General features: G+C 70.3%; 7 protein-coding genes. 3 read left to right on the top strand and 4 right to left on the bottom strand.

Annotation, left to right across the window (positions count from 1 at the left end; genetic code table 11):
* Positions 1-3 precede the first annotated feature (3 nt).
* Positions 4-441 (top strand): DUF2383 domain-containing protein, encoded by a 438-nt coding sequence (locus D7X99_RS06900; RefSeq protein ID WP_120597892.1) that lies wholly within the window; start codon positions 4-6, stop codon positions 439-441.
* A gap of 168 nt (positions 442-609) precedes the next feature.
* Positions 610-1,449 carry a hypothetical protein gene (locus D7X99_RS06895; protein WP_121777050.1) on the top strand — a complete coding sequence of 280 codons (840 nt, stop codon included), beginning with the start codon at positions 610-612 and terminating at the stop codon, positions 1,447-1,449.
* A 12-nt stretch (positions 1,450-1,461) separates the two neighbouring features.
* On the opposite strand, the gene D7X99_RS06890 is transcribed toward D7X99_RS06895, so the two are convergent.
* From D7X99_RS06890 to D7X99_RS06880, 3 genes are all read right to left on the bottom strand, one after another.
* Entirely contained in the window at positions 1,462-2,556 is a 1,095-nt protein-coding gene (locus tag D7X99_RS06890; RefSeq protein ID WP_121777049.1) for a hypothetical protein, read from the bottom strand.
* Positions 2,557-2,568: 12 nt separating this feature from the next.
* Complete coding sequence (locus D7X99_RS06885; protein ID WP_121777048.1) at positions 2,569-3,126, bottom strand: DUF2378 family protein; 558 nt, start codon at positions 3,124-3,126, stop codon at positions 2,569-2,571.
* 130 nt (positions 3,127-3,256) lie between these two features.
* Positions 3,257-5,146 carry a M4 family metallopeptidase gene (locus tag D7X99_RS06880; protein ID WP_121777047.1) on the bottom strand — a complete coding sequence of 630 codons (1,890 nt, stop codon included), beginning with the start codon at positions 5,144-5,146 and terminating at the stop codon, positions 3,257-3,259.
* Between the two features lie 258 nt (positions 5,147-5,404).
* On the opposite strand from D7X99_RS06880, the gene purL reads away from it, so the two are divergent.
* Complete coding sequence (purL, locus tag D7X99_RS06875; RefSeq protein WP_121777046.1) at positions 5,405-9,301, top strand: phosphoribosylformylglycinamidine synthase; 3,897 nt, start codon at positions 5,405-5,407, stop codon at positions 9,299-9,301.
* Positions 9,302-9,331: 30 nt separating this feature from the next.
* Here purL and D7X99_RS06870 read toward each other — a convergent pair whose 3' ends face one another.
* A complete protein-coding gene (locus D7X99_RS06870; RefSeq protein WP_121777045.1) occupies positions 9,332-11,224 on the bottom strand; it encodes a glycoside hydrolase family 18 protein in 1,893 nt (630 codons plus the stop codon).
* Positions 11,225-11,854 lie beyond the last annotated feature (630 nt).

Here is an 11,854-nt window from a genome sequence, read left to right as displayed (position 1 = left end):
GTCATGGCCAATACCGACATCGAGACGCTGAACTCCTTCCTGCGCGGTGAGCTCTCCGCCGTGGAGACCTATCGGCAGGCGAGCAAGCACATCAAGAGCGACCTGGCTCGCACGGAGGTGGACGCCTGCCTCCATGACCACGAGGCCCGCGTCGACGCCATCAAGGAGCGCATCCAGAAGCTGGGCGGCAATCCGGCGGAGAGCTCCGGCGTCTGGGGCGTCTTCGCCAAGGTGGTCCAGGGCGGAGCGGACCTGTTGGGTGAGAAGGCCGCCATCGACGCCCTGGAGCAGGGCGAGGACCATGGCCTGGCGGACTACAACCGCGACGTGGGCAAGCTCCACGGCGAGGCGCGCAGCTTCGCGCGTCAGCAGCTGCTGCCGGCCCAGAAGCAGACGCATGACCGGCTCAGCCGCTTGAAGCACAACCCGACCCTGCACTGAGCGTAGGGGTTGCGCGGTGCCGGACATCCCGAGGTGCCCATCCAGACTGAGGGGGTGGGCGCCTTGTGGTGCATCACACGTCCCCGCATCCAGGCCTGGAGGCTTTCAGGGGGCGTGCGATATTCGGAAGGAGGGCACTTCCACCGGCGAACGAGGGCGAAGAAGCACATGGCGCGCGAGCACACGGTGCCGGGGCCGCACGGGCCCGGGACCGTCACCGACAGCGAGGACGCGGGGCCGCCGGCTTCCCGCTCGCCCGACGTGCGCGCCGAAGTCGAGGGGACGCCCTCCGTCCCCTCTCCGACGACCGCCGACACCAGCTACGCCGCGGGCGCCCTGGGCACCGGCATCGAGGTGCTCTTCACCACCTCCGAGCGCGCCCTGCAGTGGGCCTGGCGCGTGCTCCAACTCGCGCGCGGCGTGGTGGAGGCCACGCCCCGGGGCGACGCGTTCATCCGCGAGGCCCGCGCGTCCGTGGTGGACTTCCTGGACCACATCCCGCCCCACGTGCGCCGCAGCGTCGAGGAGGTGCTCGTCTTCTGCAACCTGTGGCAGGCCGTGGGCGTGCGCCTGCGCCGCCGGGGTGGCTTCCCCGCGGGGGACGACGCGGCCTGGCGCCAGCTCTGCGAGGACGTGGAGTTGCTCCAGCGCGCCGCCCAGGCCCGGCTGGGCACCGCCGCCGCGCTGGAGCAGGGGCTGCTCAAGGACCTGGGCCACCTGCGCGCGCTGGCCCTGTCCTGCGGCGACAGCGCCAACGAAGTCACCGTGGGCATGGAGGTGTTCACCCGCTGCATCGCGGAGCTGATGGCCGTGGCCAGCGCCGTGCGCCGCGCCTGGGAGGCCGCCGCCCATGAGCTGGCCGAGTCCGCCGCGTGGCTGCGCGCGGGAGACCCGGCCTTCAGCGCGTGGCTGGCGGAGCACCTGGTCGCCGCGGAGCCCGCGTGGGAGCGCACCCAGAAGGTCGCTCGCTGGCTTCACGACGTGGGCGCCTTCGCGGGCCAGCCCTGAAGCGCGGCCCTCTCAAGGCTCGATGAGGATGCGGTGCCGGTGCAGCTCCAGGAGGATGTCTGGATCCAGGTCCGCCTGCTTGTGGTCGCGCAGGTGCTGGCGGACGGCGTCCACGGGCTTCTGGCCGGTGAACTCCACCAGCAGCGAGTAGGCCTCACCGGGCAGCGCCACCGCGTCGTATTCGCTGTAGAAGCCCAGCGCGACGCTGCCGTCCGGCAGCCACTTCACCGTCGCGTCCGGGTTGAAGCGCAGCACGCGCGGCAGCGTGGGCGCGGAGGCCTGGGTGTACAGCTTCTCCAGCACCTTCTGTTCGATGGTGCCGTCCAGGCCCAGCATCCGCTCCAGCCCGTCCCGGGACACGGCGCGCACGGCGTCGTAGCAGGCGCGGTAGAAGTCCTTCTCCATCCCGGCGTACCCCTTCCAGAGCGCGGCGTACACCTTCGCCGGGGGCGCCGCGTCGTCCAGGTCCTCCACGGACAGCGGGCCGGTGGCCACCTCCGCCTTGTCGCGGCCGTCCAGGAGGAACTCCGGCATCAACTGGAGCAGCGCGTGGCGTGACAGCTGGAACTCCGCCAGCGTCAGGTACGTCTTGAGCGACATCCAGAAGCGCTGGCCGTCCCGGCCCGCCACGTACTTGCAGAAGAACGTGGAGCAGACGGACTCGCGGTACGCCCAGATGGTGCAGCCGCCGGACTCCAGCGCGTAGTACGGGCAGCGCAGCGACGACGCGCGGCCGAAGAACTGGTGCGCGTTCTTGTACAGGTGGTTGAACTTCGCGGGCGGCTTCACCCACTGCGGGCTCACGCCGATGCGGCTGTCGATTTTCGCCTCGATGCGCCGGCGCCCCTCCGCCATCTGCGGCGAGTCATCCGACAGGAGCGCGCCCACGAGGTAGTTGGGCAGCCGCGGCTGATACGTGCAGCACTTGGTGTCCGGCCGGAACAGGTGCTCCGCCCCGTCCACGGACTCCACCGTGGCCTGCGCGGAGGCGCGGCTCATGGCGCAGTTGGAGCAGGTGGCCTTCTCTTCCGTGGGCGCGTCCTTGCGGAAGAAGGCCGGCAGGAGGTCCTGGTAGAGGGCGGGCAGCGTCGAGAGGATGGAAGACATGAAGGCAGGGTGTCAGGAGGACCGGTCGGCCCACTCCAGGTGATAGGTGGCGGAATCGGGCGAGTGGCGGGTGCGGTGCAGGGTGAAGCCCTGGACTCCCACGCGCAACATCCCTTCTTCCAGCACGCCGTCCACGAAGCCCTCCAGGGCCTCCGGTTCGTTGAACCAGAGGTCCGCCTGGGCGGGGCCCAGCACGGTGAGGCGCGTCTCCGTGTAGTTGTTGCCGCTGCGGAAGTTGTGCTGCATGCGCTCCAGCGAGCGCATGGGCCCCACCACGCGGGCCAGCGTGAGGACCGCGCCGCCCACCAGCGTCTGCGCGTAGCCCTCCACCATCCGCCGGCCCATCAGGCGCCGGCCCTGCTCCACCGGCTGGTCGGGGTGGAGCGTGCGGGCCGTGTCCTCCAGGCAATCCACCCAGACGGCCAGCGGGTACGCGGCGAGCAGCGGGGCGTGCAGGTTCATCCCCCGCGCGCGCAGCCGGTCCACCAGCTCGGGCGTCAGGGAGGGCGCCAGCACCTTGCGGTACAGGCTGTCGATGCTGCTGCTGAAGATGACGCGCTCGTCCCTCATGGCCCTCCGTCCTTGCCGGGACCTGAACAGGCCCCGGGCGCGCATTCTTCGCCCAGGGCCCGCGAGGAGGCCAGCCCCCTGGGCACCCACCCTCACCGCAAGTCCGCGGTGAGGGGAAGCGCCCGGTGCTTCAGTAAGCCACGGAGAGGCTCACGCCGCTGTAGGCGGTGTATCCCCGGAGCAGGATGTACTGCCGGCCGGCGATGGGCCGCGCCACCAGGTTGCACGTCTCGTTGTTGCCCGTGAGGTAGGGACGGCAGTCGTAGATCTGCGCCGTGGGCGCCAGGTCGAAGCGCGTGTAGAGGTCCACGTCCCCGGTGCCGCTGGAGATGCTCACCGTGGAGGGCGTGTTCGCGGGCACGTCGAAGCAGTAGTACTTCTGCGACGAGGCGTTGCCGGAGATGAGCGACACCGTGGTGTTGTTGGGCAGCGGAATACACGAGGGCGTCGTCGTGACGCCCACGCCCACCGCGTTCCAGGCTGCATCCACCGCATCCTGGACGGCGGTGTTGTAGCCCAGGCTCTGCGCCGCCACCCGCGTCGCCAACCTGGCCGCGTAGAGGTTGGTGTTGCGGGTGAAGAGGTTCATGTTGGCGTACCAGAAGATTTTGGCCGCGGCCTCCACGCCGATAGCCGGCACGTTCACCAGCGACTTGCCTCGCGGGTGCACGCCGCCGGTGGCCATCAGCTTGAACGCCAGGTTGGCCACGCCGGAGCCGTAGTGCACGTCCGTGCCGCTGCTCAGGTCCGGGGCGTAGTCCACGGAGTATCCATCCGCCGCGGGGTCGTTCATGTAGCGCAGGGCATCCCCGGACGTGCCGGGGGTCCAGGCCGTCTCCGCGATGTGCCACACGGGCGTCGCGGTGCTCCAGGTGCCCGAGGCCCAGCTGCCGCAGGTGGCGGCGTAGATGTCCGACAGGGACTCGCTGAGCGCGCCGGACTCGCCGCTGTAGATGAGGTCGGACGTGGTCTCGGTGACGCCGTGCATGAACTCGTGCACGACGATGTCCGGGTCCTCGCACGGCTGCCCCATCTGGGGCAGGCTGCCGTCACCGCAGACCAACTTCGTGCCGTCGAAGTACGCGTTCACGTAGCTGATGCCGTAATGCACCTGCGCCAGCAACTGGCCTCCCGAGCCGTTATACGAATCGCGGCCGAAGTTCGCCTGGAAGCAGTCGTAGAAGAGGCCCAGGTTGTCGTACGTCTTGTCGATGGCCGTGTCGCCGGTGGCCACCTGGCCTTCACTCCGGCACGTGCCGCTGTTGGTTCCGCCCACCGAGCACACCTGGCGGTTGCGCGCGGCGTGGATCTCCGGCGTGCGCAGCACCTCCTGGCCGTCCGCCGCGCTCACGTAGACGCGGTCGCGCAGGGGCATGCCGTCCGCGTCCTGTCCGGACACCAACACCTCGAAGGCGCGGACCAGGGACGCGTCCGGGTCTGGCCGGACAAAGACTTCGCGGGGCGCTCCCGCGCTGCTGCCCGGGGGGGACTCCGCCAGCGCTGCCTCGCTCGCGGCCTCTGGCGCGATGCGAGCGGGGGCCGGCTCGGGCTCGCCGTCACGCGCGGTGCCGTTCACCGCGTACACCTGGCCCCGCGCATCCAGGTGGACGATGAGCTCCTCGTTCACCACCGGGAGCCCGCCCTTGGTCTGCGTGTAGCGCAGGTGCGTGTTGCCCAACTCGTCCGTGTGGATGCGCTTGGGCACCACGTCCTTCGCCGTCAGCCGGAAGGCGGGCAGCACGCGCAGCAGGGTGGGCTCCAGGAGCGCGTGTGCCTGCCAGGCGCTGGCGCCGGAGACGGGCCGGCCCGTCGTACCCAGCGCGCCCTGGATGAACTGGGGCACGCCGTCCGCATGCACCCCGCGCACCTCCGCGCCGGGCAACGCTCCCAGCGCTGACTTCAGGTCTCCCAGGCGGGTTTCAGAAGGAGCGGCAGGCGCCTCGGCGTCAGGACCTCCCGCACCACATGCGGACAGCGTGAACGTCAGTCCGGCGAGGAGCCAGCGGTTCTTTCGCGTCATGACATGCCCCCAGTGTGACGAAACGAGTCTGTAAAGCCTTGCGAGCAAAGCATGGAGCACTGACTGGTATGTGAATTCCTGGATGACTGGGAGTGTTGGAAAGGAGGCTGAGGCCGGAGGAGCGCCCACGTCGGCGGTGGTTCACCCACCTGGGTGCTGTGCGGGCGTCCTGGCACGAACTCCGGACGTTGTGACGCGAGGCGCGGTGATAAGGACGGCCCCGCTGTTACCTCCCGTCACCCGTTCGCAAGGACCTTCATGCTCACGCTGCGCGGGGCTCCGGCCCTCTCCGAATTCAGGCTCGCCAAGCTGCTCGTCCGTTGCCGGGAGCGGGTGCCGTCGGTGGCCACCCTCTATTCGGAGTTCGTGCACTTCGCGGACACGTCGGCGCCGCTGACGCAGGACGAGGCGGAGCGACTGGGGCGCCTGCTGGAGTACGGCCCCCACACGGCGAAGCGCGAGCGCACGGGCACGCTGCTCCTGGTGGTGCCGCGTCCGGGCACGGTGTCGCCCTGGGCCTCCAAGGCGACGGACATCGCGCACCACTGTGGCCTCACGCAGGTGCGCCGCATGGAGCGCGGCATCGCGTTCTTCCTCACCGGCCCCGGTGGCCGGCCGCTGGACGCGAACGAGGCGGAGGGCGTGCTGGCGGTGCTGCACGACCGGATGACGCAGGCGGTGCTGCCCCGACTGGAGGACGCGGAGGTGCTCTTCCGCACGGACTCGCCCCGGCCGCTCACGCGCGTGGACGTGCTGGGCGGAGGCCGCGCGGCGCTGGCGAAGGCCAACGGCGAGCTGGGCCTGGCGCTGGCGGAGGACGAAATCGACTACCTGGTGGCGCGCTTCACGGAGCTGAAGCGCAACCCCACCGACGTGGAGTTGATGATGTTCGCGCAGGCGAACAGCGAGCATTGCCGCCACAAAATCTTCAACGCGTCGTGGACGGTGGATGGCGAGCCGCGCGAGCGCTCGCTGTTCCAGGCCATCAAGAACACCTACGCCCAGAGCCCGGACGGCGTGCTGTCCGCGTACAAGGACAACGCCGCCGTCATCGAGGGCTTCGAGGTGGAGCGCTTCTTCCCCCAGGGCGAAGGGCGCGAGTGGGGTACCGTGCGCGAGCCGGCCCACATCATGGTGAAGGTGGAGACGCACAACCATCCCACCGCCATCTCGCCGTACCCGGGCGCGGCCACGGGCGCGGGCGGCGAAATCCGCGACGAGGGCGCCACCGGGCGCGGCGCGAAGCCCAAGGCGGGGCTCACCGGCTTCTCCGTCAGCCACCTGCGCCTGCCGGACTACGCGCGGCCGTGGGAGCTGGCCTACGGCAAGCCGGACCGCATCGTGTCCGCGCTGGACATCATGGTGGACGGCCCGCTGGGCGGCGCCGCGTTCAACAACGAGTTCGGCCGGCCCAACCTCACCGGCTACTTTCGCAGCTTCGAGCAGCAGGTGCCCACGCCGGAGGGCGTGGAGGTGCGCGGCTACCACAAGCCCATCATGCTGGCGGGCGGCCTGGGCAACATCCGCGCGGGCCACGTGAAGAAGGCCCTGTTGCGCGCGGGCGACAAGCTCATCGTGCTGGGCGGCCCGGCGATGCTCATCGGTCTGGGCGGCGGCGCGGCGTCCTCCATGGCTCAGGGCGCGAGCGCGGCGGACCTCGATTTCGCCTCCGTGCAGCGGGACAACGCGGAGATGGAGCGCCGCTGCCAGGAGGTCATCGACCAGTGCTGGATGCTGGGCGATGCGAACCCCCTGCGCTCCATCCACGACGTGGGCGCGGGCGGCCTGTCCAACGCGCTGCCGGAGCTGGCGCACGACAACGACCTGGGCGGCCGGCTGGAGCTGCGGGAGGTGCCCAACGACGAGCCGGGCATGTCCCCGGTGGAAATCTGGTGCAACGAGGCGCAGGAGCGCTACGTGCTGGGCGTGGCGCCGGAGGACCTGGCGCGCTTCGCCGCGCTGTGCGAGCGCGAGCGCGCCCCCTTCGCCGTGCTGGGCGAGGCCACGGCGGAGCAGGTGCTCACGCTCACGGACCGCGAGCTGGGGGACACGCCCATCGCGCTGCCCATGGACGTCCTCTTCGGCAAGGCGCCGCGCATGCACCGCGAGTTCGCGTCGCGCCCCCTGACGCACGCTCCATTGAGCATCCCGTCCGACTTGAAGGCCGCGGCGCACGCGGTGCTGTCGCACCCGACGGTGGCGGACAAGTCGTTCCTCATCACCATTGGCGACCGCTCCGTGGGCGGCCACACCGCGCGCGACCAGATGGTGGGTCCGTGGCAGGTGCCGGTGGCGGACTGCGCGGTGACGCTGGCGTCGCTGATGTCCAACACGGGCGAGGCCATGGCGCTTGGCGAGCGCACGCCGGTGGCGCTGGTGGACGCGGCGGCCTCCGCGCGCATGGCGGTGGGTGAGGCGCTCACCAACCTGGCGGCGGCGCGCATCGGGAAGCTGTCGGACGTGAAGCTGTCAGCGAACTGGATGGCGGCGGCGGGCAGCCCCGGCGAGGACGCGAACCTCTACGCCGCCGTGCACGCGGTGGGCATGGAGCTGTGCCCCTCGCTGGGCATCGCCATCCCGGTGGGCAAGGACTCCATGTCCATGCGCACGCAGTGGCATGAGGACGGCCAGCAGAAGGCGGTGACGGCGCCCCTGTCGCTCATCATCACCGCGTTCGCGCCGGTGCTGGACGCGCGCGTCACGCTGACGCCGCAGCCGGTGGAGGTGGCGGGTGACACGCGCCTGTTGCTGCTGGACGTGGCCAAGGGCCGGCAGCGGCTGGGCGCGTCCGTGCTGGCGCAGGTGCACCAGCAGGTGGGCCCGGAGTGCCCGGACGTGGACGACGCGGCGGCGCTGAAGGGCTTCTTCGCCGCGGTGCAGGAACTCCATGCGGCGGGCGTGCTGCTCGCGTACCACGACCGCTCCGACGGCGGCCTCTGGGCCACGCTCGCGGAGATGGCCTTCGCGGGCCACTGCGGCCTGGACGTGGACCTGGCCCCGCTGAGCGGCGACGCGGTGGCGGCCCTCTTCAACGAGGAGCTGGGCGCGGTGGTGCAGGTGCGCGCGTCCGACGTGGCTCGCGTGCGGGATGCCTTCACTCGCCACGGCCTGGGTGCGCACGTCCACGAACTGGGGCGCCCCACGTCCCAGCAGGTCGTGCGCGTGCGGCACGGCGGCAAGGAACTGCTCGCGGAGGAGACGGTGGCGCTCAAGCGCACCTGGTCGCGCGTGAGCTACGAAATCCAGAAGCTGCGCGACAACCCCACCTGCGCGGAGGAGGAGTACGCCGCGAAGTGCGACGCGCAAGACCCGGGCCTGTCGCCCAAGCTCACGTTCGACCCGGCCGTGGACGTGGCGGCGCCGTACATCGCCAAGGGGGCTCGGCCGCGCGTGGCGGTGCTGCGCGAGCAGGGCGTCAACAGCCAGCAGGAGATGGCGGCGGCGTTCACCCGCGCGGGCTTCGCCGCGGTGGACGTGCACATGAGCGACCTGCTGTCGGGCCGCGTGTCGCTGAAGGACTTCCACGGCGTGATGGCGTGCGGCGGCTTCAGCTACGGCGACGTGCTGGGCGCGGGCGGCGGGTGGGCCAAGTCCATCCTCTTCAACCCGCGCACGCGCGACGTCTTCTCGGAGTTCTTCGCGCGGCCGGACAGCTTCGGCCTGGGGGCGTGCAACGGCTGCCAGATGTTCGCGCAGCTGCGCGAGCTCATCCCCGGTGCGGAAGGCTGGCCCCGCTTCGTGCGCAACTCCTCCGAGCAGTTCGAGGCCCGACTGGGCACTGTTGAAATCGCGCCGTCGCCGTCGCTCTTCTACAAGGGCATGGAGGGCAGCCGGATGCTCATCGTCGTGTCCCATGGCGAGGGGCGGGCGGAGTTCGCCAACGCGGATGCCGCCGCGCGCTTCAACGCCTCCAACCTGGTGACGACGCGCTGGGTGGACAACCGGGGCCAGGTGGCGGCGAAGTACCCGGCCAACCCCAACGGCTCGCCGCACGGCATCGCGGGCGTCACCACGAAGGACGGGCGCTTCACCATCACCATGCCGCACCCGGAGCGCGTGCACCGCACCGTGCAGCACTCCTGGCACCCGCCGGAGTGGGGCGAGGACGGCCCCTGGATGCGCATGTTCCGCAACGCCCGTGTCACGCTGGGCTGACGCGTCCGCGGGACTGAGCCTTCCTCGCCTTTACGGGAGGAAGGCCGCCTTCACCGCGTCCAGCAGCGGGTTGGCGCCGGTCTCCGCGTCCGTGCAGCCCTGGTTGAGCGTCCAGATGATGGTGCCGCCGTAGCCCTCCTGCCTCACGAAGGCGCCCTTGGCGGCGATGGCCTGCTGGCTGTCGTAGGAGATCCACGTCACCGTGCCGTCCTCCACGAGCTTGTCCGGAGCGAACGTCACGTAGCTGGCATGGGCCTTCTCATCCCACTGGTACTTCCCCTGCTTCGAAAAGCGGAGGATCTTCTTGTAGGTGAACGAGTTGTCCCCGCCCACGTAGTCGGACCAGTTCGTGAAGGGCTGGTAGGGCCCGGTGATGTGGCGCCACGCGAGGCCATAGAAGGGGATGCCGATGCCCAGCTTCGCCTTGGGGATACCGGCCTTCACCCACAGGTCCAGGCTGGACGCGATGGACGTGGGGTGCAGGCCCTGTTCGCCCTTCAGCGCGGACGTGTGCCAGGACTTCCAGCCATCCCACGCGCCAATCATCTCGTAGGACATCAGGTTCATCTGGTCGAAGTGCGTCGCCAGCTCCGCGAACCAGGGGTCGGCGTCAGTGGGGAAGTTGGTGTTGATCCAGTGGAGGGGGAAGGTGAGAAGCATCTTCGGCCGTGCCTCGCGCAGGGCCTTCACCAGGGCCAGCAGCTTCGGACGGTCCTCCTTCTCCACGGGCTCCCAGTCCAGGTCCAGCCCGTCGTAGCCGAAGTCGTCCATCGCCTTCAGCAGCGAGCGGACGAACTTCGCGCGGTTCGCGTCGGACGCGGCGCCCACCCAGCCGTCGTGCTCACCGGATCCGCCCACCATGATGAGCGCCTTGCGGCCTGCGGCATGCGCGCGCTTCGACAGCGTGCGGGCGATCTCCGGCCCCCGGTCGTTGTCGAACTTCGTGCTCAGCGTGCCGTCCGCCTTCGGAGTGACGCGGCCCACGAGGATGTGCGTGAGCGCGCTGAAGTCCACCTTCTCCGGCGGATAGTCATCCGCGTTCCAGCCCGTGTAGTAACCCGATACCCACTTGCCACCCTGGCCCGGCGGACCCTTCACGGCCGGGGATGCACTCACCACCACGCTGGCCTGGGCGACCTGGCTCGGGTCCGCCTTGCTCCGGACCATCACCCGGTACGTGCCCGGCTTGCGAGGAGCGGTGTAGATGCCGGCGGCGCTGATGGAGCCCCGCTCGTTTCCAGGCTCCACGCTCCAGGCCACCTCCGTGTCCGAGCTGTTCGTCACGGTGGCGCGGAAGGCGTGCGTGGCGCCCGGAGCCAGGAAGACCGCGGGCGTCTCCATCGTGAGGGTCACTGGCCGGAGACCCTGCTCGATGCCGATGTCGTCGAAGGAGAGGGGCGGCAGCGTCCTGCCACTGTCCTCCTGGAGCCACAGGCCGGTGATGCGCGTGCGGCCTTCGGGCAGCAGCTTCGCCATTGGCACGCGGCAGGTCGTCCACTTCCGGGCCGGGATGGCGCCGCCCTCGCAAGCAGGGCCCAGCGGCACGCCCACGGGTTGCTCGGAGCCGATGACGACGCGGGCGCGCACCGCCGCGTTCGCGCCACCCTTCCCGCCATTCACCTTCAGCACCAGCGTGTCATCCGGTGACACGTCGAAGCCCGGGTGGCCGAAGTACAGCGCCTCCCAGGGCCCCATCATCACGGTGATGGCGTGGCTGCCCGACGCCCCAGCCACGGTGGCGCTCATCAAGTGCGCCCCGGCCCATGTCAGGTCCTCCCAGGGCGGGGTCAACCGGTCCTGATAGAGCCACGTCACCAGAGCCGGCGTGGGAGGCGCTGCTTTCGGAGGGGGAGCCCCCTGGGAAGCACCGCCCAGCAAGAGCGCGGTCAGCAGCACCCGGAGTCCAGCCGGAGGTCGTCGCATGGTCTCCCATCCTCGCAGAGGGAGGGGAGGCGCGTCCTGCACCGAGGCACCAGCCAGGCCGGCACGGGTTCGTCAAAGAGTCCCGAGACCGGAGGTCTTCCGTGAACTCTCGATCCCAAAGGAGCGCCGCGATGGGCCGCGCTGTCCTGAGTGCGCGGACGCCAGGGTTGGCGCGCGGACTGAGGCCTCCGCCCGGGGCCGGTTCCCTCAAAACCTGTCCGACTGTCGGACCGGTTTCCGCCGCATGAGTCCCCATGCCGAGCCGACCCGGCAGGTGACGAGGACGGTTTGCTTGTCCGACAGTCGGACGGATTTCTCCGCATGGGCTCGAGGCCGCACCGAACCGACAGGGGCGCGACGATATGCGTGCGCGAACACCAAAGTAGGGCACGGACAGAGGCGCCCGCCCGGGGCCGGTTGCCTCAAAACCTGTCCGACAGTCGGACAGGTTTTCGTCCCATGCGGCCCGGGGGCGCGCTGGCCTGGCAATCGACGCGGAGGGTGTGAGCCTGGCCCGGTTCCGTGGACACCCGAGATGTGATGGAAGGAGCACGGGATGTCCGCGACTGACGAAAAGCAGAGGAAGCCCCGCAGGCCGCGCCGGGAGTTCACGGCGGAGTACAAGGCCGG

This window comes from Corallococcus sp. AB032C (genome assembly GCF_003668935.1).
GTDB classification, from domain to species: Bacteria; Myxococcota; Myxococcia; order Myxococcales; family Myxococcaceae; genus Corallococcus; species Corallococcus exiguus.
This window is presented reverse-complemented; position numbering and strand designations above follow the sequence as displayed.

What these genes read in the sequence shown, in the direction of transcription:
- D7X99_RS06900 (WP_120597892.1), top strand. Translation starts at nt 4, where the DNA reads ATGGCCAATACCGACATCGAGACGCTGAACTCCTTCCTGCGCGGTGAG.
- D7X99_RS06895 (WP_121777050.1), top strand. Translation starts at nt 610, where the DNA reads ATGGCGCGCGAGCACACGGTGCCGGGGCCGCACGGGCCCGGGACCGTC.
- D7X99_RS06890 (WP_121777049.1), bottom strand. Translation starts at nt 2,556, where the DNA reads ATGTCTTCCATCCTCTCGACGCTGCCCGCCCTCTACCAGGACCTCCTG.
- D7X99_RS06885 (WP_121777048.1), bottom strand. Translation starts at nt 3,126, where the DNA reads ATGAGGGACGAGCGCGTCATCTTCAGCAGCAGCATCGACAGCCTGTAC.
- D7X99_RS06880 (WP_121777047.1), bottom strand. Translation starts at nt 5,146, where the DNA reads ATGACGCGAAAGAACCGCTGGCTCCTCGCCGGACTGACGTTCACGCTG.
- purL (WP_121777046.1), top strand. Translation starts at nt 5,405, where the DNA reads ATGCTCACGCTGCGCGGGGCTCCGGCCCTCTCCGAATTCAGGCTCGCC.
- D7X99_RS06870 (WP_121777045.1), bottom strand. Translation starts at nt 11,224, where the DNA reads ATGCGACGACCTCCGGCTGGACTCCGGGTGCTGCTGACCGCGCTCTTG.